Annotated in this window: 21 protein-coding genes; 13 read left to right on the top strand and 8 right to left on the bottom strand. The window is 58.8% G+C overall.

All coding sequences use genetic code 11. The features are described 5' to 3' along the window. Window positions 1-60: 60 nt before the first annotated feature. Both NUW46_RS06330 and NUW46_RS06325 read right to left on the bottom strand, forming a co-directional pair. Window positions 61-456, bottom strand: a complete 396-nt coding sequence (locus NUW46_RS06330; RefSeq protein WP_418141666.1) for a hypothetical protein — start codon at window positions 454-456, stop codon at window positions 61-63. Between the two features lie 140 nt (window positions 457-596). Continuing rightward, window positions 597-1,727 (bottom strand): hypothetical protein, encoded by a 1,131-nt coding sequence (locus tag NUW46_RS06325; RefSeq protein WP_418141665.1) that lies wholly within the window; start codon window positions 1,725-1,727, stop codon window positions 597-599. Window positions 1,728-2,575: 848 nt separating this feature from the next. On the opposite strand from NUW46_RS06325, the gene NUW46_RS06320 reads away from it, so the two are divergent. From NUW46_RS06320 to NUW46_RS06310, 3 genes are all read left to right on the top strand, one after another. Further along, entirely contained in the window at window positions 2,576-3,601 is a 1,026-nt protein-coding gene (locus tag NUW46_RS06320; RefSeq protein ID WP_418141664.1) for a DUF2235 domain-containing protein, read from the top strand. A 97-nt stretch (window positions 3,602-3,698) separates the two neighbouring features. Next, a complete protein-coding gene (locus tag NUW46_RS06315) occupies window positions 3,699-4,031 on the top strand; it encodes an SMR family transporter (RefSeq protein ID WP_008175853.1) in 333 nt (110 codons plus the stop codon). A gap of 26 nt (window positions 4,032-4,057) precedes the next feature. Further along, a complete protein-coding gene (locus NUW46_RS06310; protein ID WP_418141663.1) occupies window positions 4,058-4,783 on the top strand; it encodes an SGNH/GDSL hydrolase family protein in 726 nt (241 codons plus the stop codon). Window positions 4,784-4,798: 15 nt separating this feature from the next. On the opposite strand, the gene NUW46_RS06305 is transcribed toward NUW46_RS06310, so the two are convergent. Both NUW46_RS06305 and NUW46_RS06300 read right to left on the bottom strand, forming a co-directional pair. Further along, the gene (locus NUW46_RS06305) at window positions 4,799-6,457 is read right to left on the bottom strand and encodes an acetolactate synthase large subunit (protein WP_418141662.1); all 1,659 of its coding nucleotides are present in this window, start codon (window positions 6,455-6,457) and stop codon (window positions 4,799-4,801) included. Window positions 6,458-6,515: 58 nt separating this feature from the next. Further along, window positions 6,516-8,129 carry an FAD-dependent oxidoreductase gene (locus NUW46_RS06300; RefSeq protein WP_418141661.1) on the bottom strand — a complete coding sequence of 538 codons (1,614 nt, stop codon included), beginning with the start codon at window positions 8,127-8,129 and terminating at the stop codon, window positions 6,516-6,518. 88 nt (window positions 8,130-8,217) lie between these two features. Between NUW46_RS06300 and NUW46_RS06295 the strand changes: the two genes are divergently transcribed. The 5 genes from NUW46_RS06295 (at window position 8,218) to NUW46_RS06275 (ending at window position 11,714) form a co-directional block, all read left to right on the top strand. Continuing rightward, window positions 8,218-9,231 carry an AraC family transcriptional regulator gene (locus NUW46_RS06295; RefSeq protein ID WP_418141660.1) on the top strand — a complete coding sequence of 338 codons (1,014 nt, stop codon included), beginning with the start codon at window positions 8,218-8,220 and terminating at the stop codon, window positions 9,229-9,231. Window positions 9,232-9,305: 74 nt separating this feature from the next. Next, window positions 9,306-9,692, top strand: coding sequence for a hypothetical protein (locus NUW46_RS06290; RefSeq protein ID WP_418141659.1), 387 nt, complete (start codon window positions 9,306-9,308; stop codon window positions 9,690-9,692). A 151-nt stretch (window positions 9,693-9,843) separates the two neighbouring features. Then, window positions 9,844-10,440 (top strand): sigma-70 family RNA polymerase sigma factor, encoded by a 597-nt coding sequence (locus NUW46_RS06285; RefSeq protein ID WP_418141658.1) that lies wholly within the window; start codon window positions 9,844-9,846, stop codon window positions 10,438-10,440. Beyond that, window positions 10,437-11,168: an anti-sigma factor gene (locus tag NUW46_RS06280; RefSeq protein WP_418141657.1), complete on the top strand. Its 732-nt coding sequence runs from the start codon at window positions 10,437-10,439 to the stop codon at window positions 11,166-11,168. Before NUW46_RS06285 ends, NUW46_RS06280 begins: the two co-directional genes overlap by 4 nt. 117 nt (window positions 11,169-11,285) lie before the next feature. Then, a complete protein-coding gene (locus tag NUW46_RS06275) occupies window positions 11,286-11,714 on the top strand; it encodes a DUF7282 domain-containing protein (protein ID WP_069184260.1) in 429 nt (142 codons plus the stop codon). Between the two features lie 68 nt (window positions 11,715-11,782). On the opposite strand, the gene NUW46_RS06270 is transcribed toward NUW46_RS06275, so the two are convergent. From NUW46_RS06270 to NUW46_RS06260, 3 genes are all read right to left on the bottom strand, one after another. Continuing rightward, a complete protein-coding gene (locus tag NUW46_RS06270) occupies window positions 11,783-12,019 on the bottom strand; it encodes a hypothetical protein (RefSeq protein WP_418142016.1) in 237 nt (78 codons plus the stop codon). A gap of 91 nt (window positions 12,020-12,110) precedes the next feature. After that, on the bottom strand, window positions 12,111-13,595 hold the full coding sequence (locus NUW46_RS06265) for a hypothetical protein (RefSeq protein WP_418141656.1): 1,485 nt from the start codon (window positions 13,593-13,595) through the stop codon (window positions 12,111-12,113). A gap of 345 nt (window positions 13,596-13,940) precedes the next feature. After that, on the bottom strand, window positions 13,941-15,224 hold the full coding sequence (locus NUW46_RS06260) for an NAD(P)/FAD-dependent oxidoreductase (RefSeq protein ID WP_136629358.1): 1,284 nt from the start codon (window positions 15,222-15,224) through the stop codon (window positions 13,941-13,943). 181 nt (window positions 15,225-15,405) lie between these two features. On the opposite strand from NUW46_RS06260, the gene NUW46_RS06255 reads away from it, so the two are divergent. Further along, complete coding sequence (locus NUW46_RS06255) at window positions 15,406-16,923, top strand: aldehyde dehydrogenase (protein WP_136629357.1); 1,518 nt, start codon at window positions 15,406-15,408, stop codon at window positions 16,921-16,923. A 68-nt stretch (window positions 16,924-16,991) separates the two neighbouring features. Here the strand turns inward: NUW46_RS06255 and NUW46_RS06250 are convergent, their stop codons facing one another. After that, window positions 16,992-18,356 (bottom strand): glutamine synthetase family protein, encoded by a 1,365-nt coding sequence (locus NUW46_RS06250; RefSeq protein WP_418141655.1) that lies wholly within the window; start codon window positions 18,354-18,356, stop codon window positions 16,992-16,994. A gap of 345 nt (window positions 18,357-18,701) precedes the next feature. Here NUW46_RS06250 and NUW46_RS06245 point away from each other — a divergent pair, with 345 nt between their 5' ends. The 4 genes from NUW46_RS06245 to NUW46_RS06230 are packed head-to-tail and all read left to right on the top strand — an operon-like array spanning window position 18,702 to window position 22,684. Beyond that, window positions 18,702-19,808, top strand: a complete 1,107-nt coding sequence (locus tag NUW46_RS06245; RefSeq protein ID WP_136631689.1) for a polyamine ABC transporter substrate-binding protein — start codon at window positions 18,702-18,704, stop codon at window positions 19,806-19,808. Window positions 19,809-19,811: 3 nt separating this feature from the next. Beyond that, the gene (gene potA / locus NUW46_RS06240; RefSeq protein WP_209398504.1) at window positions 19,812-20,930 is read left to right on the top strand and encodes a polyamine ABC transporter ATP-binding protein; all 1,119 of its coding nucleotides are present in this window, start codon (window positions 19,812-19,814) and stop codon (window positions 20,928-20,930) included. 4 nt (window positions 20,931-20,934) lie between these two features. Continuing rightward, window positions 20,935-21,864, top strand: a complete 930-nt coding sequence (locus NUW46_RS06235; protein ID WP_136631691.1) for an ABC transporter permease subunit — start codon at window positions 20,935-20,937, stop codon at window positions 21,862-21,864. After that, window positions 21,857-22,684: an ABC transporter permease subunit gene (locus NUW46_RS06230; protein ID WP_418141654.1), complete on the top strand. Its 828-nt coding sequence runs from the start codon at window positions 21,857-21,859 to the stop codon at window positions 22,682-22,684. Before NUW46_RS06235 ends, NUW46_RS06230 begins: the two co-directional genes overlap by 8 nt. Window positions 22,685-22,691: the final 7 nt, after the last annotated feature.

Below are 22,691 nucleotides of genomic sequence, written 5' to 3'. Positions count from 1 at the left end.
CGCCCTGGGTAAGCTGCCGGTGCGGAGCGCAGCGTAGTACCGGTCAGCTTCACCCACTGGTTATGCCGCCGAACGCTGAACCCTGACCGCCACGAAGAAAATTAACGTAGCCAAGACAACCACTACATCCATAATGATTGCTGGCGCTGCTTGGCCTAAAAATTCTTGGCCGTAAACCATGACCAGTAATACGAAAATTGTTTTGCTCAGCGCACCCATCGCAGCGGAAAAGACTCTGTGCCTCTCGACTAGTGCACCGTATATTAAGATGATACCTATAAGACCGACGAGGGCTGACCAACTGCGAACAATTATGGATTGCAGGCCGCCGTCGAATGAAGCGCCGAACATTGATTCAAGTGCCGCTTGAGGTGCGACGAGGCCATAAAACATCGTGGCCGTCAGTAAGCCTGACACCAGCATGACCCACTTAAAGTTCCTTTTGACGAATTCCATATTTCCCTTATTTTCAATTAGTTGATGGCAGTACGTGACTGCTTTGCGGCATAACGCTCTTGTTCAGCGGCGACCTTTTTGTAGCGAAGCGAAGAAAAGGGCGTCCGGTGGAGGGCCGTTAGGCCCGGAACGAACTGCAACTACTGGTTAGTTGGTTGGTGCCGGGCTACTGAAGGTAGAAGACAACCAGCGACTACTCCTGCACCAACCGCCGCAACCCCGATTGCCCCAACACTCTTGAGAGCTTCTAAAGCTTCGATTGCCAAAAGCAATGACACGTACCAATCGCTGGACTGGTCCATGTTTCCTGTTATTTCACCCAACCGTATGATTGAGGGCCCAACCGAAATATTAATAAGCAACCCATTTAGTATTAATCCGACGCCCAATAAAGCCCTTCCGAGTCGTGAGGACGCATGAGTTTTAAACAAATAAACGCCAATTAGTATGGAAAACAGCACCGACCACAACGCAAGCCAAACTAAGTCATCCATGACAAAACTCATGAATGAATTTTTCTCAAAGAGCCAGGCTGATAGGAGGAACGCAAAGAATAAAGCAAGCCCAACACCGGAAAACTTAAGGTCATTCAGGTTGAAAAATCCACTTCTTATCGAGCGTTCTGTATCCGGGATTTCTATACTTGCGCGGCGAGGTTTGGAATCTTTCAGATGTGGCCTGACGAAGGTTTCGATTTCAGAAACAGCTTCCTCGATCCTCTGGGTAAGGGGGTTCTCTTCCCTGCGAGTAGCAGACAAATTTGCCCTAATTTCTTTGCCAAAATCAGGATCACACCGGAAATCCTCGCCGCTGCTCTGTTCATTGTTTAAAAACGAGTCAATTGAAGCATTCAGCTCCCTAACGCAATCTTTTAATTTTTCGGCTCGCCCTTTTATTTCTTGCCCCCAAAGCGCTTCTGCCTCAAGAGTTCTTGCATCAAAATCTTGCAAGGCTTCCCAGACCGGCTCCCATCGAACACGGTATACAAATGCCCATGCATTGGCATTTTCATCTGGAGTGTTGTCTTTATGCGAGCGGCTATAGCCTTCAGGAAACTCATGCATCCGGACCAAAGGAGAGCGACAGATATGCAGTCGATCTCTGAGCTTATAAGTTGCCTTTGCAAATGCTAAGGCTGATTCAAATTCCTTTTTTCCCTCAAGCTCCCTCCTCCAACTTTTGAGACCGATAACGGCCACGGTCGCTGTAACTACCCCGGCGACAGCCAACGCAATATCTTTCACTGAAGAAAAAATTGCCGCTATTTCCACTCTTTCTCCTTACAACTAACGCCTGCAGCATGCGCGCCTACGGAATGGAGCCAAAGGCGCAATGTAGTAGGCGTCGCCGTGCCTGCAATGGTTATGAGTTCTCGCGTTCAGCCCAGGCATGATTTTTTGAGCTCCAACGCCCGCTTTGCGATGCTTAAATTTCGCGAAGCATCTGGCTCCAACCCCATATACTCAGTTGCCTGTGACAAGTAATTAGCTATTTGCTCCGGTTCACTTTGAGCCAAGCAAAGCTGAAAAACCACAGGCAGGTACGAGTAATATTCATCTCGGCCTCCTCCCATGGACGAAACGCCAATTGGGTCCCACTCGAAGTACATAAGCTCATCGAGAGACAGGTATAGTTCGAGCTGATCCGGTGGAAGCTTTTTACCCATAACTACTCATAACAGCGAATTATACGAACGCGTTCGTATATCACCCGTTCGTAAAACTCCATTCAAAAACCATTACAAAAACATGAGTTTGCTGAATAAAAACAAGCCCTTGAACACCACTTACCACGGCTACCGCCGGAGTTATACGCCCTTGTTTGAGTCACTCCTGCTCCTACCGTGGGCGTATAACTCCACCCATCCTTTGCCAACTTTTTAACCCTATCAGATAGTTACCGACATTTCTCATGCGATTTCTGGAGTTTTGCGAACGCGTTCGTATAACTCCGGCACCCTGGATCGTGGCACTACCCTCCCACTCACATACCTGAGATACTCATCTATACCCACCAAACAGGATGTACCGGCCGTTTCGATTCGCCGGAGCGTGGGCAAAGTTGCTCCCAGGTTTACAGGCTGGGCAACGGGGAACAATAACGACAGGAGGTCACTCCCATGAAACGCATTGCTGTCTGCTTTGATGGCACCTGGAACCGCCCGGAGGAAATCCTGGGCGAGGACTTTCCCACCAACGTTCTGCAATTTGCCCGCGCCATCCGGCCTACCGACGGTAACGGGGTGGAACAGGTGGTGTTCTACGACTGGGGCATTGGCTCCTACCACGATTCACTTCGGGCCGGCGCTACCGGGTACGGGCTGGAGAAGAACGTGATGGACGGTTACCGGTTTCTGGTGCACAACTACGAGCCGGGCGACGAGATTTTCCTGTTCGGTTTCAGCCGCGGTGCCTACACCGCCCGCAGCCTCTGCGGGATGATCAATAACTGCAGCATTCTGCGAAAGGAACACGGCAGCCGGATCGAGGAGGCCTTCAAGCTCTATAAAACCAAGAAGCACAAGGCCAACGGCGACCACTCCATGGCCTGGAAGGCGAAGTATTCCCTGGAGCAGCGCACGCCAATCCAGTTTGTCGGGGTGTGGGATACCGTGGGCGCCCTGGGCCTGCCCTTCACGTTCTTCGGTCTGATCAAGGATCAGGACCTGTTCTACGATCGCAAGATCGGCAGCAACATTCGCGTCGCCCGCCACGCGCTCTCGCTGGACGAGCAGCGGGAGGATTTCGAGCCCACACTGTGGGACCCGCGCGATGGCACGGATCTGGAGCAGGTCTGGTTTGCTGGCGTGCACTCGGACGTCGGCGGCGGTTATGGGCCAGACAAACAGGGTCGCACACTGGCCGATATTCCCCTGCTGTGGCTGAAGGCAGAAGCGCAAAAACAGGCTCTGGTATTCAACGATTCCCTGCCCTCCGCAACCCATCCCAACGCCGACCAGCACAACGAATACAAGGGCAAGTACAAGCTGCTGGGCAAGCTGGTGCGCAAGATACCGCCGCCTGATAATAACCGCACCTGGGTCCATCCGAGCGTGAAAGAGCGCTACGCCGGCGGTTACCGCAGCGAGCCCATCGAGCAGTACAACAAGCTTCACGGCCAATGGCCACCCATCTGGCAGGGATAAGCCCGCGCGTTATCGGCCTGGTTTTTGATAGACTCCGCAGCCACAAAGTGCCGTTCGGTCTTGCCGGGCGGATGTTCACCAATGGGGGCTGTAAGTTTTGAAGAGCTGGATTTTTCTGGGCGTTGCCATCGTAGCGGAAGTAATTGCCACCACCGGCCTGAAAGCCAGTGAAGGCTTCACCAAACTCTGGCCCAGCCTGCTGGTGATTGCCGGCTATACGATTGCCTTTTACTTCCTGTCGCTGACCCTGAAGGAAATTCCCGTAGGCGTGGCCTATGCCATCTGGGCGGGGATGGGCGTTGTACTGGTGGCACTTATCGGCTGGCTGATTTACGGGCAGGCTCTGGATGCCGCCACTGTGATCGGTATGGCGTTGATCATCACCGGTGTTGCGGTGATCAATCTGTTTTCCAAGTCAGTCGCTCACTAACCCGCCGGTAAAACAGGAGCCTTCCAATGCACCTTCCATTCTGGCTGACAACCGCCCTGCTCTTTCCGGTACTGCTCTACCAGGGCAAGAAGGCCCGCCGCACAACGCCCAGGTTGCCGGAGGCCGGTGGCTCTCCTTCCGGTCAATACGGTGAAGGCGCTCCGGCGAGGCGTATCCTGGTGATTGGCGAATCCACCGCGGCCGGCGTGGGTGTTGAAACTCACGATCAGGGCCTGGCCAGCCAGTTGGCGAAGCAGATTCACGAGCGCACCGGCCAGACCACTGCCTGGCACACCTTCGGGGTAAACGGTATTCGCCTGGGTGCATTGCTGAGTGAGCTGGAAACCGCCGAACTGCCAGAGGCGGATGTGGTGCTGTTGAGTATGGGCGTGAACGACACCACTGGGTTCACGCCCCGCTTTCGTTTCCGCCAGCAGCTGCGGGCATTGCGTCGATTGCTTGCAACGCGATATTCAGGGCCCATTCTGCTCCTGAGCGTGCCGCCCATGCACCTGTTTACCGCGCTGCCCTCGCCGCTTAGGTATGTGATGGGTTGGCGGGCGCGGCAGCTGGATAACCTCTATATCCGCCTGGCGATACAATTTCCGGAAGAATTCACCTACCTGGACTATCCAGTGGTAACCGACCCGGCGCTCCTGGCCGCCGATGGCTATCACCCCGGCCAGAGGGGCTACCGGTACATTGCCGAGGCGCTGGCAGACAGGGTCAGCCCCACCAATCGGCCAGGCTAACCCTTCCTTCCCGCCTCAGGGCGCCAGCTTGCGCTTCAATGCCTTGGAAACCGACAGCGGCAGGCTGGGCAATGAGCGCAGCATCCAGGGCAGTATCCGGCGCTTTACCCCGCTCAGGGATTCCGGGATCACGGCTTCGATAAGGTGAGGCCCCGGCATTCTCTGGGCGTATTCCAGGGCTTTTGCCATTTCCTCGGCGGTGTGTACCCGCACACCGTGAACGCCCATGCCGTTGGCCATTTCCGCGAAGTTGATCACCGGGCCGCGCAGGTCCAGCTGGGATTTGGCCTTTTCTCCGGCCTCTTCCGCACCTACACGCTCCAGCTCGATGTTGAGCACGGAGTAGGAGGCGTTGTTGAAGATGATGGACGTTACATTCAGTTGTTCCCGGGCCATGGTCCACAGGGCCTGGATGGTGTACATGGCGGTCCCGTCGCCAATCAGGGCGATCACCGGGCGATCCGGACAGGCCACGGCGGCACCCACGGCATTGGGCAGGCCCTGGCCGATGGCGCCGCCGGTGAGGGTCAGCATGTCGTGCCGGGGCGCTCCGGCGGTCATCACCGAGAGCATCAGGCTGGAGGTAATGCCCTCGTCCACAATGATCGCGTTCTCGGGCATCAGCTCACCCACCGCTTTGCAGACTTTCTCGGCAGTGAGCTTGCCCCGTGGCCGGCCTGGGCGTTTCGCCGGCTGCAGCTTCGGCTCGGCCTGGCTGGCGCCAACGGCGTCGTTGAGCTTGTTCAGGCTGGCCAGGATGTCCTGATCGGGAGCCACCAGGGTGTGAACCTCGCAGGTGTCCGGCACCAGGTAGCTCTTCTTGCCGGGGTAGGCGAAGAAGGACACCGGCGCTTTTGAATCCACCAGGATCAGTTGTTCGATGTCGGTAAGCTGCACCGTGGCCAGTTCGGCCAGGTAGGCGATCCGTTCGATATAGGGCAGGCCGGCACCCCGCTCCATGCGGGTGGGGAAGGTTTCCGCCAGTAGGGTAACGCCGCTGTGCGCAGCCAGTTTGGCGGCAGACAGCATGGCGGGTTCACGCAGGGAATGACCGCCCATCAACAAAGCAGTCTTCTTGCCCGAACGGATGGCCTTGGCAATAGCTTCCACCGTGGCGTCGTCTGCCGGCTCCGGTGTCGGCGGCGCCATGGGTGCACTGGGCACACCGCCCTCTCCCCAGGACACATCCGCAGGAAGTATCAGTGTGGCGACTTGCCCGGGCGCGGTCTGGGCAGCGGCAATGGCTTCGGCGGCATCCTGGCACAGGGTTTCAGTGCTCTTGGCGGTTCGGACAAACCCCGGGGAGACGTTGCGGGCCACAGTCTCGATATCAGACTGCAGCTGGGCATCGTATTTCACGTGGTAGGTGGCGTGGTCGCCCACGATGTTCAGCACCGGCACCTTGCCCTTGCGGGCGTTGTGCAGGTTGGCCAGGCCGTTGCCCAGCCCGCAGCCCAGGTGCAAAAGGGTGGCGGCGGGTTTGTCAGCCATGCGCGCGTAGCCGTCGGCGGCGCCGGTGGCGACTCCCTCGAACAGGGCAAGCACCGCCCGCATTTTAGGCTCGTCGTCCAGGGCCGCCACAAAGTGCATTTCACTGGTGCCGGGGTTGCTGAAGCAAACCTCAACACCGGCGTCCACCAGGGTTTTCATCAGGGCTTGAGCGCCGTTTGTCATTGTTGTTCTCCAAGCTTTCCGGGTTCAGGGTTTCGGTTGAATGATTTGCCCACGGGGTTCAGCCTCCGGCCACAATAGAGCGCACCGCTGCGCGGGCGGTCATGATGCAACCAGGCAGGAAGGTGCCTTCCAGGGATCGTTTGCCATTAGCACCACCGCCACCGAAGCCGGCTGCCTCGCCAACACAGTAGAGGCCGCCCACCGGCTGCCCATGGCCATTGAGAACGCGGCTTTGCAGATCGGTTTGCAGGCCACCCAGGCTCTTGCGGGTAATCAGCTGCATACGGATGGCGATGTAGGGGCCGGCGCCCGGTTTCTGCAGCGGGGCCGGCTTGCAGGTGCGCAGGCGGTCCGGCTTCCATTCCCTGGCATGCTGGATCATGCGGATTTGGGGATCGTCGTGGAGGCTGGTGCCTGCGGTGAAATTGGCATCAAAAGCATCGGCGGTGGCCTTGAGTGTGGCCGGGTTGATGTCGTTGGAACAGGTGAGCGCGTTCATCTTGCCGGCCAGTTCCATCAGGCTGTCCGCCACCAGGAAATCCCGGCTTTCGTGCTGCATTTGTCGTATCAGGGCGTGATTGCCCAGCAGCAACTCTTTTACGAACAGTGGGAACTGTTTATCGCGGATGCGGGCATTGTGCTCGGCGCCGGAGATGGCAAATTCCTTGGCGGCGATGCGCCAGTTCAGCAGGTGCCAGGTCCAGGGCTTTTCCTGTTCCGCCACCCTCTGGCATAGCCAGTGGGTGTCAAAGCCGGTTACCAGGGGCTCCGGGCCAATCCGCTCCCCCCGGTGGTTCAGCCACAGCGCGGATTTGCAGGGTATGGTGGACAGGCCGTGGCCGGGAAAGTGGGGGTACGGATGCGGGAAGCCGGCGGCGTAATTCCACATTTCGCCGGCGTGGGTAATCTGCCCCCCGAGGGCATCGGCGACCCAGTGATGCATGCGGCCATCGGCATAGGGATGGGCACCGTTCAGCATGCGGGTGGGTTGCGGGCGATCCACCGGCCAGTTGGCGCGGCACTCCTTGTGGCTACCGTTGATGCCGCCGGTGGCCAGCACCACCGCCGAAGCCGCGAAGCGGACTTCTTCACCGGTGGCTTCGTTAATGGCCAGAGCGCCGCTGACGTTTCCTGCCTCTTGATCCAGTTCCGTGATGCGATGCTGGTGCAGCAGTGTGAGTTTACCGCTGGTGTTCTCCCGGTGTAGCGCCGTCATCAGGCAACGCACGAGTTCCCGGGCGGTGCCCCAGACCACATGGTAACGGGGCAAACGGTTGCCATCGCCGAAACGGCCGCGCTCAACCCAGTTCACGGCGGGCAAGAACTTGATGCCTTCGTTGCTGAGCCAGTCGTAGACCTCGGAGCGTGAGTGTTCCACGTAATACTTGGCCCATTGCAGGGGCAAGTCATCCTCGGGTGCCAGCTCGCCAAAGCTGAGCCAGTCTTCCAGGGCAATTTCCGGTGTGTCGGCAATCTTCATGCGTTTCTGCAGCGGCGTGCCCACCAGCATCATGCCGCCAAAGGCCCACAGCGCCAGGCCGCCCATCCGTTCTTCCGTGTCACGGTCCGCCAGGGTTACGGACTTACCAGCACGCAAGCCTTCAAGAGCCGCGACAATGCCGGCCAGCCCGCCGCCGACCACCAGAATATCCGAGGTAATTACCTTGGCCATATCGCATCCGACCCGATTGCAATGAGTTGTCAGGTTTAAAGATATACCGGTACCATGGCTTTAAAATTGACTTCAGAGGCCAGAAAAATTGACCTTAGAGGCCACGGTTTCCATTGGCTGGATAAACACGGTGATCGGTGCTGCCGAGAGGCTATCTGTTTCGGCGGACCAGCTGTTGGCCGCCGCAGGTATTCCGCACTCCGCCTGCGAACTGGAACGCTGGCCGATCGACGACATTACCCGGCTCTGGCACGCCGCCGAACGGTGCACTGGCGACCCGGGCTTCGGCCTGAAAGTGGGCGCGGAGTTCTCGCCGATGAGCATCAGTGGTGTCGGGTTTGCGCTGCAGTCCGCGGCCACCCTGCGGGAGGCCATTGTGATGGTTCAGCGTTTCCAGCGGCTGATCTCCGATGGCGGGCGCTTTCAGGTTGTCGCCGGCAACGCGGCGACCTGGCTGGTTTACCATCCCAGGCAGGGCCGGCTGGCGTTCAGTCCCCACCAGATTGAGGCGGTGCTGGCTTCGGTCGTGGGCTTCGGGAGCTGGGTTACAGGCACCCGTATGCAACCGGCCCGGGTGCAATTCAGCCAGCCCCGGCTGGGGCCGTTGGCCGGGTACCAGACCGTGTTCAACTGCCCGGTGGAATTCGAGCAAGCGTTCAGCGGTGTACAGATCGACAACTCCGTTCTGGACCAGCCCCTGCCCCAGGCGGACCCCCAGCTTGCGCAGGTGCACGAGCGCTACACCAATGCCCGCCTTGCCGCCCTCTCCATTAACAGTGCCTCAGTGCCGGAAATACGCCGATGGCTCGCCGCCCGCATCGGGCCAGTTCTGCCCCGCCGTGCAGACGCCGCGGAAGCCCTGGGGATCAGCGAGCGCAGCCTGGCCCGGCGACTCCGTGAACAGGGCCAGACCTTCGATGGGCTTGTCGACGACGTTCGCCGCGAAAAAGCCCTGCAAGCGGTGGCCGATTCCAGCTCTTCCCTACCCGAAATCGCCGAGGCGCTGGGCTTTGCCGAGGTAAGCACGTTTTACCGCGCGTTCCGGCGCTGGACGGGCATGCCGCCGGTGCGGTGGCGCAAGCAAAACACTGTGCTATTGTGATCGACAGGGCTAAACCCGATGTAAGCACGCAGTGGGTAAAGCCCTGGCAATGAATCGACACGGAGGTAATCTTTATGCATATCGCAAAAGAAGATGTACCTGTACGGATCGATGCACCCGGTGCAATAGCCCGCCAAAAAACCGATTTCGGAGATGTTACGGGCTACGGGAAGATGGGCGCCGAATACTTTTCCTTTGGCGTCGGCACCGATATAACCGAGTTGCTCCACGGGCTTGAAAACGACAGTTGTCAGAGCCCCCATTGGGGATACGTGGTAAGCGGGGAAATCACCGCAATGTATACCGATGGTACGGAAGAAACCTCCCGCAGTGGCGATCTGTTCTACTGGCCTCCCGGCCACAGTGTAAGAGCAGAGGCAGACACCGACATTGTGATGTTCAGCCCTGAGCACGAGCATGGGCAGGTGATCGACCACATCGGGCGCCAGGTTAGCGGGTGACCTGTTGCCCACAACCCTTGTCGTGAGGAGGGGAGGCGCACTCCCTTCCTCACGGACACCCATTTCAGGTGGCGGCCAGCGGGCAAATTCCTGTTGAGCAGCAGCGAACCAGCAAGTACCCTGCTGAACAGACACCACAGCCCGAGGCCTCATGAAGCCCGACTCCCATCAGCTCCCAGGCAATGCCATCGACGCACAGAGTTCGCAGTCGCCCGAGCGCGTCGCTGGGCTGATTCACTATGTGGCTCAGAAAGACCGCCAGGCTTTCGCCCTCCTCTACCAGGCAACGGCCCCGAAACTTCTGGGCACCGTCTTGCGTATCCTCAGAGACAGAGCATGGGCAGACGATGTTATCCAGGACACTTACCTCAAGATCTGGCAAAGGGCCGAGCAGTATCAGGACGGTAAATCCTCGCCCATCACCTGGCTGGTTTCGATCGCCCGTAACAGCGCAATTGATGAGCTGCGCAAACACCCTGCCGGTCGTACCACGAACAGCGATGAGCTGGACGAGATGCCGGGAAGACAGTCAACGGCCCAGGAACAGTTGGAAGACCAGCGGGCGGCAAATAAACTGAATCACTGCATCGACCAACTGGAGAAAGACCGACAGGACATGGTACGCCTGGCCTACCTCAACGGCTGGTCCCGGGAAGAACTGGCAAGCCAGTTCGAGCAGCCAGTAAATACCATAAAGACCTGGCTGCACCGCGCCCTGAAACAGATCAAAAGGTGCCTGGAATCATGACGGAACGCGACGACCTGGACATGCTGGTTGCAGAGTACGTTCTGGGCACTTTGCCGGCCCCGGAGCGGGAGTATGTTGAAACCCGACGCCGCGAGGATCCCAAGGTAGAAACTCTAATCCTGCAGTGGGAAGAGCGACTGGGCAGGCTGGCAGATGAAGCCGAGCCCGTTCAGCCCTCGCCTGCGCTGTTTGCAAAAATCGAGAAGGCGCTGGACCGCATCGAATCGACGCCCCGGCAGCCTTCCGAAACCCTCAAAGTGGTTGCTTTGCGCAGCCAGCTGAACCGCTGGCGCTGGAGTACGGCAATTGCTTCGGCGGCGGCCCTAGTGTTGGTGGCCATTCTGTTGTTCCAGCCACAACCCACGCCACAAACTCAGTCTTTCGTGGCGGTGTTCCAGCATAATGATGAACAGCCGGCCTTCCTGCTAACCGTGGACCTGAAGGAGCAACGGCTCAACATCCGGCCGGTGACCGCCGAGCCAAGACCCGGAAAATCCTATCAGTTGTGGATCAAGGCGGACGAGCTTGGACCAAACCCGCGTTCAGTGGGCGTTCTGGGCAATGATTTCAGGCTTGATGAGGGAGCATTGAGCGGTTACGACCCAGCCCTTCTCAAGGAGGCCACGTTTGGCATCAGTGTCGAGCCCGAGGGCGGCTCACCGACAGGTCAACCCACCGGGCCGGCGATTCATGGCTACCTCTACCCCGCCGATGGGAACAATCCGTAGTCAGCATCACAAAAAATCACCGGTGCCTGAAACTTTGCGCATCCGCTCCCGTAGCTGCAGTTAACCCGCCCAACAACAACCCAACGGGCGGGAAATACTGAGACTAAGGAGAACGCAATGACCAAGCACGCAAAAACATCCGCACTTCTGGCAGCCCTGCTTTCCGGCGCATTCGCAACCGGCTCGGCACTGGCCGCTGAGCACAAAGCCGGAGTCTGGACCAATGATCAGTCCGTTGCCAACGGTGTAGTATCCGCCAGAAAGGTGGTTGCCGAACAGAATGGCTGGCTGGTGGTTCACCGCACCGACGAATCCATGAAGCCCGGCCCTGTCGTTGCCCATGCACCATTGCGCAAAGGCATGAACATGGATGTCGCGGCTATCCTGACCGAAGAGGTGCAATCCGGTGACATGCTGATGCTGATGGTTCACAGCGAAGACGGCGGCATGAAAACCGGAATTTTCGAGTACACCCTGGGTGCCAAGGAAGACGGCCCGATCAAGCGGGACGGAAAGCTGGTGATGTCGACCATTACCGCGAAATAATCGCTGCGGAATTGCCGGCTGCTAGGCTGACTGGCGAAAGCGGCCGGCAACACGAACCGCAAACAAACCTACCTGCCATCTCCCTTCACGCCCAACCTGTCCAGATACAGATGAAGCTCCGCCTCGCTCATATCCACGTATTCGAGCACCCGGCCATACAGCATGGCAGTCGGCACGTTGCGGCCTTCCAGCTCGCGCTGCGTTTCCTGCAGAACGTAAAGAATGATTCGCTCGGTACGCGTCAGGCCATCGCGCACATCGGGGATGACTTCAAGGAGGGCTTGATTATCGTCTGAAAATTCCATCATGTACTCGGAGTGGGGCCTCGTTCCAGTACATGGTAGCAGGCCGGCAGCGAAGCCCACAGAGGACAGCGCTGCCTTTTTTTGTGCCTTATCAGATCTGTTTGTAGACCACCTCGGACAGCCGGCTGCGGTTACCATCGGTATCCAGGGTGCGGATAGCGAAGTACCAGGTACCCTCAGTCAGCTCGTCTACCAGCAACTCATCCACCGAGGCATCACCAATGGCCAGGCTCTGGTCTAGGTTTTCAGCGCTGGTGCCGTAAACCACCTCGAAGCCAGCGATTTCGCCCATGGCCAGGCTCTCGCCATTCTCGCGGGTCAGCGGCGCGGTCCAGCTCAGCAGTGCTGTATTTGCCGGGACGGTTTCCTCGGGAGTAGGTTCGGTGACTGGCTCACTGGTTTCAGTGTCTGTCCCGGTGTCTGCGACGGTTTCGTCTGTCGTGGTATCAGTGGTTGTATCGCCGCCTGAAGTCACATCCCCTGACGTATCCGGCTCGGTTGTACCGGCAACCTGCTCGTCTGTTGAACCAGTCGAGGTATCGGTAGAGGTATCCGTTGAGGTGTCAGTGTTGCTGCCGGTATCGGTTCCCGCAGTTGCATCGCCGCCGGTTGTTTCCTCGGTGGTCTCGCCCGAGTCGGCAACATCGGTGTCAGTCTCTTCGTGTACATCGGCAATGGTCTTAAAGCGCTGCACGTTGCGGTACTCGACAACCACCAGCTTCTGACTGATGACGCTCGAGTCCACCATATTCTGAAGCTCAGACGACTGCAGCGCAGCAGCACTGACTAGATCCGCCAGCGCCACATTGGTGCCATCACCCATCACGCTGATCTGGCCGGTGGCACTGACCTGTGAGGTAACATCCGCCAGCACATCAGAAATCGAATCCCACTGGGTGTTGTCGTTCACCAGAGCCAGAAAAGCCGCGTTGGCAATCGCCACCTGAATGGCGTCAGCGGATACGCTGGTCATTTCATCGAGGCTGGTCAGGTCCGGCGGGGTCAGGCGAAGAGCGCCGGCCGGGAGCCCGAACCAGTTTTCGACCGAGGAATAGGCATTGGAAATGGCAACCGGTGAAAGGCCATCGCTGCTCCGCTCGGCCAATTTCACGGCCAGGTGGGTCAGCGGAGTGAGGTTGACGGTTTCCATGCGCAGATCGCCGGCACCAAGGAGGCTGAAACTGCTATCCAACGGCATGGGCTGACCAAATGCCACCGGCGCACTACCCGCCTGATCACACTGGGGCACCACATCGCAGATCATGCGGGTGCCGCCATCAGCCGTCAGTTCAACCAGGGCCCAGCCTTCGGCCTTACCGCGAAGCTGCCACTCGTAACTGCCGTCGTCTGCCGTCAACACCGGTTTTGCTGCCTGGCGCTGGGGGGCGTAATAGCCATCTTTGTCCGCAATCAGACGGTTGGCAACAACCAGCCCCTGCTGGATGACACCTTTCATAGCTGCGCCAGCAATCTGGACCGTTGGCTCGGCCGCGACCGAAGACTGTGTCGAGGCATTGTCGTTTTCACTGGAAATGTCCAGACCGCAGCCCGAAAGCAAGACCGCCGCAGGAAACATCAGCAGTCCTTGCTTCGTTAGTTTTTTGCCGCAATATGACATCGTTTCACACCAATTATTTGACGAATTTGAGCAAATCTTACAGCGGCAGTTTTCGGTTATATGCGGCGCAGTTCCGGATTTACCGGGGCAAGTCCGTCAGGAATTTGGCGGTTACGGAGGGATACACGTTGTGATGGAAGGTTACAGCCTGATGCCCGAATCAGGATGCATAAGATATTGTTTTGTTGTGATTTTGTGTGCGACGCTCTTTTTCAGGCTTTGAGCTTATAAGGATCGGCGGACTCCCCGATTACAAATTTAAACGTTGACAGAACGAGAGCGATTTCACAGTTTTCCGGAGAATCAAACGCCCAACCTGTCGCGCAACGCGTAATACCAGGCGCCCATTGCCGTCAAAGGCACCCGGAAGGCCCTTCCACCCGGGAACGGGTAATGGGGCAGGCTGGCGAAGGCATCAAACCTTTCCGCCTGACCCTGAATTGCCAGTGACAATGCCTTACCGGCTACATGGGTAAAGGTGACTCCGTGCCCGGAGCAGCCCTGCGAGTAGAACACGTTCTCGTGCAGGCGCCCCAGCTGAGGCAGGCGCGACAGCGTGAGCAGGAAATTACCGGTCCAGGCGTAGTCGATCTTCACGTTCGCCAGTTGTGGGAAGGTTTTGAGCATATTCGGACGAATCAGCCTTTCGATGTTAGCAGGGTCGCGGGCACCGTAGACCACACCACCGCCGTAGATCAGGCGTTTGTCGCCAGACAACCGGAAGTAGTCCAGCAGGTAGTTGCAGTCTTCGACACAGTTGTCGCTGGGCAGCAGCTCTCTGGCAACGGCTTCGTCCAACGGCTCGGTGGCAATGATCTGCGAGCCGCATGGCATGGATTTGGCGCCGAGTTCCGGTATCAGACCGCCAAGATAGGCGTTGCCCGCCAGAACAACCGTTTGCGCCCTCACCTCACCCATCCCGGTTTTAACGGTTACGGTTTTACCGGGGACGATGCTCGTTACCCTTGAATGCTCGTGAATCACGCCGCCGCGAGACTCCAGCGCAGCGGCCTCGCCCAGAGCCAGATTCAGGGGATGAATGTGGCCGCCGGTGTGATCGATGGCGCCGCCGACATACCGTTCTGTACCAACCCGGGCGCGGATAGCGTTTCGATCCAGCAATTCCAGCTGGTCATAACCGAATCGGCGCCACAGCGCCTGCTGGGATTCCAGGTGCTTGAGCTGCTTTGAATTGAGCGCGGCAAAGATACCGCCCTCTTTCAGGTCGCAGTGAATGCCGTAACTCTTCACCCGCTGGCGAATAATCTGGCTGCCCTCGAAGGCCATTTCAGCCAGCAACCCCAGATGCTCTTTTGAGGTCTGCCGCTCGATGCTGTCCAGGTCACGGCTGAAGCTGTTAACGATCTGCCCGCCATTGCGACCCGACGCACCCCAGCCAACGGTTGCGGCCTCCAGAACCACCACCCTGAACCCGGCCTCTGCCAGGAACAGTGCCGTGGACAGGCCGGTATAACCGGCACCTACGACACACACATCTGCCTCGCAGGACCCGCGCAGAGCCGGGCGCACAGGGGCCGCGTTGGCGGAAGCTGCGTAATACGAGGGAACCAGGGGATACTCGATCATTATATGACGCCAGACAGGGTGAAAGAGACGTTCAGAAGCCGGCGGCGATGCTGCGCGCCGCAGAAAGTCTATTCCAGCGCAGGGCGTTCGGAAAGACACGTTCTTATACTTATATCGAGGGCGGCGCCCGGGCATGAAAGTGCTGCTATGATTGCTCAACTCTACAGCCTGCGAGGCGCCCATGAACCAATCCGCCAGCTCTTCCACTCCCTCCAGCCAGGCCGAATGGCAAGCACTGGCCGACAACCTCACACTTGAGGGCCGCGCTTACCTGAACGGCGCCTATCAATGGGCCGTTGATGGTGGGACGTTTGCTTCAATCAGCCCGATCGACGGCCGGGAACTGGCCGCCATTGCCAGCTGTGACCAGAGCGATGCGGACCAGGCTGTTCTGGCTGCGAGGACTGCTTTCGAGGCGGGCATCTGGAGCCAACTGGCGCCCGCCAAACGCAAGGCGGTGCTGCTGCGGTTCGCTGACCTTATCGAGGCCTACGGCGACGAGCTTGCCCTGCTGGAAACCCTGGACATGGGCAAACCCATCAGCCACGCCAGAACCGTGGACGTACCGGCCACGGCCCGGGCAATCCGCTGGACCGCCGAGGCCATCGACAAGGTGTACGGTGAGCTTGCGCCTACCCCCCACAACCAGATCGGCATGATTTCCCGGGAGCCCATGGGTGTGGTGGCGGCCATCGTGCCCTGGAACTTTCCGATGATCATGGCGGCCTGGAAAATCGCGCCGGCCCTGGCCACAGGCAATTCGGTAATACTCAAACCCTCCGAGAAATCGCCCCTGAGCGCCATTCGCCTGGCCGCCCTGGCCGAGGAAGCGGGCGTCCCCGCGGGTGTTTTCAATGTGCTTCCAGGCTATGGCCACACCGTGGGTAAGGCTCTGGCCCTGCACATGGACGTGGATTGCCTGGTGTTTACCGGCTCCACGAATGTGGCCAAGCAGCTGATGGTTTACGCCGGCCAGTCCAACATGAAACGGGTGTGGCTGGAAGCCGGTGGCAAGAGCCCCAACATTGTCTTCGCTGATGCGCCAGACCTGAAAAAGGCCGCTGCCGAGGCAGCCAGTGCCATTGCCTTCAACCAGGGCGAGGTGTGCACCGCCGGCAGTCGCCTTCTGGTGGAAAACAGCATTCGTGGCGAGTTTGTCGGGCTGATTCGCGAGGCCCTGAAAACGTGGCGCCCTGGCCACCCGCTGGACCCGGCCACCACTTGTGGCGCAATCGTCGACCAGGGACAGCTGGATCGTATTATCGACTACATTGGCATCGGCCAGTCTGAGGGCGCACGCCTGGTGGAGGGTGGCCAGCGGATCATGGAGGATACTGGCGGTCTGTTTGTTCAGCCCACAGTGTTTGATGGGGTAAACAACCAGATGCGCATCGCCTCCGAGGAAATCTTCGGGCCAGTGCTCTCTGTGATCGGATTCGACACCCCAGACGAAGCTGTCGCAATTGCCAACGATACCATCTACGGCCTGGCCGCTGCGGTTTGGACCTCTAATATCAATACCGCCCACAGGGTGGCCAAGGCCCTGCGGGCCGGCAGCGTGTGGATCAATCATTATGACGGCGGCGATATGACAGCGCCTTTCGGTGGCTTCAAGCAGTCCGGCAACGGCCGCGACAAGTCGGTCCATGCCTTCGACAAGTACACCGAGCTGAAGGCCACCTGGCTGGTTCTGGAATAAACAGGAAACGTCGCTTCACAAACGAGAACGGCGCCTTGAAGGCGCCGTTTTTCATAATCCCGCAACCACTAGACCGTGTGCAGGTACCAGAGATACTCAAGATCCGAGATGGTCATCTCGAACTCATTCAGCTCATGCTCCTTGCAGGCCACGAACACGTCCAGAAACTCCCGACCGAGATAGTCAGCCATGACTCTGGATTGGCCCAGCTCCCGCAAGGCATCCCGCAGGTTATTCACCAATGAGGCCTCGTGCTGCTCGTGGGCATTACCCACCGTAACCGGTGGCGGCTCGATCCGGTTGGAGATGCCGAAATGGATGCCCGCCAGCACCGCGGCCATCAGCAGGTACGGATTGGCATCGGCGCCGGCCACACGGTGTTCAATTCGCAGAGCTTCAGGGTCACCGCCCGGCAAACGCAGTGACGCGGTACGGTTGTCCACGCCCCAGGTAGCCGCACTGGGCACATAGTACTCCGGGCTGAACCGACGGTAGGAATTGATGTTCGGGCAGAACAACGCCATGGCATCGTTCATGGTGGCCACCAACCCGCCCACGGCCCAGCGCAGCATGTCGTTTGGCTGCTCGGCGTCGCCGGCGAATACGTTGCGGCCCTCACTATCCACCAGGCTCACGTGCAGGTGCATGCCACTGCCGGCCTGGTTGTGATACGGCTTGGCCATGAAGGTGGTGTCCATTTCATGGTCGTAGGCCATGTTCTTGATCAGGCGCTTGAGCAGGGTGGCGTGGTCGCAGGCTTGCACTGCGTCATCCACGTAATGCAGGTTGACTTCGAACTGGCCGGGCGCCGATTCGGCCACCAGCGCATCCGCCGGCAGCTCCTGCTCGTGGGCGGCATCCAGCACGTCCGCCAGGAATTCCGCGTACTCGTCCAGATCATCAATGGAGTAGGCCTGGGTGCCCGCCGGGCGTTTACCCGAAAGCGGCGATTTCGGCGGCTGCGGGCGACCGGAGAGGTTCTCCTGGTCGATCAGGTAAAACTCCAGCTCAAAGGCAGCCACCGGGGTCAGCCCCAGTTCCTCAAACCGCTTAATAATGTTCTGCAATACCACCCGCGGGTCGGCGAAAAACGGTGTCTCACGGTCCAGCTCATACATGGTCAGCAACAGTTGCGCGGTGGGCCGCTTCTGCCAGGGTTCCATGGTGAGGGTGTTCTCAATAGGCAGGCAGACGCGGTCTGCCTCGCCGATGTCGAGCCCCAGACCGGTTTCCTCCACCGTGGTGCCCTGAATGTTCAGGGCAAAGATGGAAGCCGGCATGGCCACGCCACGCTCAAACACTTTCGCCAGCGCAGACGGATCTACCCGCTTGCCGCGAACAATGCCATTGATATCGGGGATCAGCAGATCAACAAACTGAAGTTCGGGGTGTGCCTGAAGGAACGAGTCGGCACTCGTAGAACCAGAAGCCATAGGGAACGCCTTCCATAACGCAAACAGGCCTGGTGCCGAGGAGCCGGCGCAGGAGTTTCAACACTCCTTTATCCCGGTTTCCGGGGTGTTTGGCAAGATAGGGACATACCACAAATCCCGGAGTTAAATTTTTATAGCGCAACCCGGAATCTCATGATACATATCGCGAGAATTCGGCGGATTCCCAATCGCCGTTTCCAGGACAAGCCTTAAAGGAGTCAAAAGGCGGCGACGGGTTCCGTCCGGGACAACAGCCAACTGCGGCCACCCTCAGCAGACCTGCACAACACTGCGTGCGTCCTGCACGTTTTGTATTAATCCCTTTTGAGTGAGGGACATCATCCAATGTTGAAGTTGTGTAAGCCACAGGCGCTGGCCGCCTCTGTTGCGTTGTCTCTGTGTGCCTCCTCCGCTTTTGCAGCCGAGGAAGTGCGCGTCTACAACTGGTCCGACTACATCGCCGAGGATACCCTGGCGAAGTTCACGGAAGAAACCGGCATCAAGGTGATCTACGACGTTTACGACAGTAACGAGATCCTTGAAGCCGCCCTACTTTCCGGGCGTTCCGGCTATGATCTTGTTGTCCCCTCCAACCACTACGTGGCCAAGCAGATCTCTGCCAACGCGTTCGTGGCTCTGGACCACAGTAAACTGCCAAACATGAGCAACCTGAACCCGGATCTGATGGACGATCTGGAAAAGGTTGACCCGGGTAGCCAGTTTGCCCTGCCCTACCTCTGGGGTACCAACGGTTATGGCTATAACGAAGGCCGCATTCAGGAAATCCTGGGCGACAGCGCTCCTACCGATTCCTGGGCCCTGGTATTCGATCCGGAAGTCACCGGCAAGCTCGCCGCCGGCGGCTGCGGTATTGCCATGCTGGATTCCGGCGAAGAGATGGTGCGTGCGGCCATGGCCTACATCGGCCTGGACCCGAACAGCAACAACGCCGACGACATCAAGAAAGGCGGTGAGGTGATCAAGGCCATTCGTCCGAACATCACCTACTTCCATTCGTCCCGTTACATTGGCGACCTGGCCAACGGTGACCTGTGCGTGGCTGCCGGTTACTCCGGCGACATCCTGCAGGCCGCTGCCCGCGCCGAGGAAGCCGAAAATGGCAACGTGATCCGCTACACCATTCCCAAAGAAGGCGCGGTGCTGTGGTTCGACATGATGACCATTCCGGCCGGTGCGCCGAACGTGGAGAACGCCCACAAGCTGATGAACTTCCTGATGCGCCCGGAAATCATCGCCGATGTGACTAACTACGTGTGGTACGCCAACCCGAACAAGCCGGCCAACGAGTTTGTTGATCCGGAGATTCTGAGCGATACCAGCATCTACCCCACCGACGAAGTGATGAAGAAGCTGTACATCATGGAAGGCCGGCCTCAGGACGCCCAGCGTCTGATGACCCGCACTTGGACCAACGTGAAGTCTGGTCGTTAAGCGGTGGAAAACGGCAACAACACCTCCGCGCAAGCGGAGGTGTTACTCAGCATTCGGGGCATTTCCAAACGCTTTGATGGCACGCTGGCCGTAGACAACGTCAATCTGGACATCCACAAGGGCGAGATCTTTGCCCTTCTGGGTGGCTCGGGTTCCGGCAAGTCCACGCTGCTGCGCATGCTCGCAGGTTTTGAAACGCCCAACGCCGGCACCATCATGCTCGACGGCCAGGACGTTACGGCTCTGCCCCCGTTCCTGCGCCCGACTAACATGATGTTCCAGTCCTATGCCCTGTTCCCCCACATGACGGTGGAGCAGAACATTGCCATGGGTCTGAAACAGGACAAGCTGCCGAAAAGCGAAATTCGCGACCGTGTGGCGGCCATGCTGAAGCTGGTCAAGATGGAACCCTATGCCCGGCGCAAACCCCAGCAGCTTTCCGGTGGTCAGCAACAACGGGTTGCCCTGGCCCGCTCACTGGCCAAACGTCCCAAGCTGCTGTTGCTGGACGAGCCCATGGGTGCCCTGGACAAGAAGCTGCGTACCGAAATGCAGCTGGAACTGGTGGAAATTCTGGAAAATGTTGGCGCCACCTGCCTGATGGTGACCCACGACCAGGAAGAAGCCATGACCATGGCCAGCCGTATTGCGATCATGGCCCAGGGCCGGATTGCCCAGATCGGCTCGCCCATCGATATCTACGAGAGCCCGAACAGCCGCATGACGGCAGAGTTCATCGGCTCGGTGAACATTTTCGAGGCGCACATCCGCGAAGACGAGGCCGACAGCATCACGCTGACCAGCACCCTGCTGGATGCGCCGGTGTTCATCGACCGTGGCGTAACGACGCCTGCGGAAACCACCGAAACCCTGATCGCCCTGCGTCCGGAGAAAATCTATCTGACCGCCGACAAACCGGACGGCGAGCATAACTGGAGCTGCGGTACGGTGGACAACATTGCCTACCTGGGAGACATCACGTCCTACTACGTGAAGCTGGCCAGCGGCAAACGGGTGCAGGCGACCATGGCGAACGTCGAACGTCGTGGTGAGCGGCCAACCTGGGGCGACAGGGTATTCGTATCCTGGGAAGCCTCCAGCCCCATCCTGCTCTGGAACTGAGCCGATGAGACGCAAACTTTTACCCGCCCCTCTGACCGAGCGGGTGCGTGCAGTCCTTTTCAATCGGCGGGTAGTTTTCGGTATCCCCTTCCTGTGGCTGCTGCTGTTCTTCCTCCTGCCGTTTGCGCTGGTGCTGAAGATCAGCCTGACCTCGGCGGTGATGGCCATTCCCCCTTACGAGCCCGTATTCCGGTGGGTGGACAACACCTTCTCGGTGGTGGTGAATATCGGGAACTACCTGTTCCTGCTGTCCGACAGCCTGTATTTCGCGGCCTACTGGGGATCGGTGAAAACCGCCTTCCTGGCCACCGTCGTGTGCCTGCTGATTGGCTACCCGATGGCGTACGCCATGGCGAGGGCGCCCAAGCACTGGCAACTGGTGTTGCTGTTGATGGTGATGCTGCCCTCCTGGACCTCGTTCCTGATCCGGGTCTATGCCTGGATGGGCATCCTCGGCAATCAGGGGCTGCTGAACAGTTTCCTGATGTGGCTGGGTTTGATTGAGCAGCCCCTCAAGATGCTGAACACCAACTTCGCAGTGGTGCTGGGCATCGTCTACGCCTACCTGCCGTTCATGGTGCTGCCCATCTACACCAATCTGGTGAAGCTGGATGTGCGCCTGCTGGAAGCAGCCTCAGACCTGGGTTGCCGAAGCCTGACCACCTTCTGGGCCATCACCCTGCCGCTCTCAAAGGCCGGCATCCTCGCCGGCTCGATGCTGGTGTTTATTCCCGCGGTGGGCGAGTTCGTGATTCCGGAGCTGCTCGGCGGGCCGGACACGCTGATGATCGGCAAGGTGTTGTGGGAGGAGTTCTTCAACAACCGCGACTGGCCGGTGGCGTCTGCCCTCGCGATCGTGATGCTGTTGTTACTGCTGGTGCCGATTGTGCTGTTCCATCGGTTCCAGGCCCGGGAGATGGAAAAGCATGGTTAAGTCACGCTCTTTCAGTTTTTCAAAGGTCATGCTGATTCTGGGCCTGCTGTTCCTGTACCTGCCGATGTTCGTGCTGATCGTGTATTCGTTCAATGCGTCCCGGCTGGTATCGGTTTGGGCCGGATTTTCCACCCATTGGTACGGCGAGCTGTTCCGGGATGAGCAGATTCTGTCGGCGGTTTGGATGAGCCTGCGGATTGCCTTCTACTCCGCCAGCATGGCGGTGTGCCTGGGCACACTGTGTGCGTTTGTGATTACCCGGTTCAAGAAGATGCGCGGGCGCACGCTGCTGTCCAGCATGATTACCGCGCCGCTGGTTATGCCCGAGGTCATAACCGGCCTGTCGCTGTTGCTGCTGTTCGTCCAGATGGCTCAGACCATTGGCTGGCCGGTTGACCGCGGCATGGTAACCATCTGGATTGCCCACACCACCTTCTGCAGTGCCTATGTGGCGGTGGTGGTATCGGCGCGGTTGCAGGAAGTGGATCGCTCCATAGAGGAGGCGGCCATGGACCTGGGTTGTACGCCCCTGAAGACCTTCTTCGTGATCACCCTGCCGGTGATTGCTCCGGCGCTGGTGTCCGGCTGGCTGCTGGCATTCACACTGTCCCTGGACGACCTGGTGATTGCCAGCTTCGTGTCCGGGCCAGGGGCGACCACGCTGCCGATGGTGGTGTTTTCATCCGTGCGGATGGGGGTTTCGCCGAAGATCAACGCGCTGGCCACCCTGATCATTCTGGCAGTCTCGCTGATTGCGTTCATTGCCTGGTACCTGATGCGTCGGGCGGAACGGAAGCGGTTGCAGACTCCGGACGCCTAGCCCACCG

The sequence above is a fragment of the Marinobacter sp. MA genome (assembly GCF_048298425.1).
Taxonomy (GTDB): Bacteria; Pseudomonadota; Gammaproteobacteria; order Pseudomonadales; family Oleiphilaceae; genus Marinobacter; species Marinobacter salsuginis.
This window is presented reverse-complemented; position numbering and strand designations above follow the sequence as displayed.

Bases quoted from the DNA above. Each gene is read 5' to 3' on its own strand.
- NUW46_RS06330 (WP_418141666.1), bottom strand. From the start codon at position 456: ATGGAATTCGTCAAAAGGAACTTTAAGTGGGTCATGCTGGTGTCAGGC.
- NUW46_RS06320 (WP_418141664.1), top strand. From the start codon at position 2,576: ATGAAACGCATTGCTGTCTGCTTTGATGGCACCTGGAACCGCCCGGAG.
- NUW46_RS06310 (WP_418141663.1), top strand. From the start codon at position 4,058: ATGCACCTTCCATTCTGGCTGACAACCGCCCTGCTCTTTCCGGTACTG.
- NUW46_RS06305 (WP_418141662.1), bottom strand. From the start codon at position 6,457: ATGACAAACGGCGCTCAAGCCCTGATGAAAACCCTGGTGGACGCCGGT.
- NUW46_RS06300 (WP_418141661.1), bottom strand. From the start codon at position 8,129: ATGGCCAAGGTAATTACCTCGGATATTCTGGTGGTCGGCGGCGGGCTG.
- NUW46_RS06290 (WP_418141659.1), top strand. From the start codon at position 9,306: ATGCATATCGCAAAAGAAGATGTACCTGTACGGATCGATGCACCCGGT.
- NUW46_RS06285 (WP_418141658.1), top strand. From the start codon at position 9,844: ATGAAGCCCGACTCCCATCAGCTCCCAGGCAATGCCATCGACGCACAG.
- NUW46_RS06280 (WP_418141657.1), top strand. From the start codon at position 10,437: ATGACGGAACGCGACGACCTGGACATGCTGGTTGCAGAGTACGTTCTG.
- NUW46_RS06275 (WP_069184260.1), top strand. From the start codon at position 11,286: ATGACCAAGCACGCAAAAACATCCGCACTTCTGGCAGCCCTGCTTTCC.
- NUW46_RS06270 (WP_418142016.1), bottom strand. From the start codon at position 12,019: ATGGAATTTTCAGACGATAATCAAGCCCTCCTTGAAGTCATCCCCGAT.
- NUW46_RS06265 (WP_418141656.1), bottom strand. From the start codon at position 13,595: ATGTTTCCTGCGGCGGTCTTGCTTTCGGGCTGCGGTCTGGACATTTCC.
- NUW46_RS06260 (WP_136629358.1), bottom strand. From the start codon at position 15,224: ATGATCGAGTATCCCCTGGTTCCCTCGTATTACGCAGCTTCCGCCAAC.
- NUW46_RS06255 (WP_136629357.1), top strand. From the start codon at position 15,406: ATGAACCAATCCGCCAGCTCTTCCACTCCCTCCAGCCAGGCCGAATGG.
- NUW46_RS06250 (WP_418141655.1), bottom strand. From the start codon at position 18,356: ATGGCTTCTGGTTCTACGAGTGCCGACTCGTTCCTTCAGGCACACCCC.
- NUW46_RS06245 (WP_136631689.1), top strand. From the start codon at position 18,702: ATGTTGAAGTTGTGTAAGCCACAGGCGCTGGCCGCCTCTGTTGCGTTG.
- NUW46_RS06235 (WP_136631691.1), top strand. From the start codon at position 20,935: ATGAGACGCAAACTTTTACCCGCCCCTCTGACCGAGCGGGTGCGTGCA.
- NUW46_RS06230 (WP_418141654.1), top strand. From the start codon at position 21,857: ATGGTTAAGTCACGCTCTTTCAGTTTTTCAAAGGTCATGCTGATTCTG.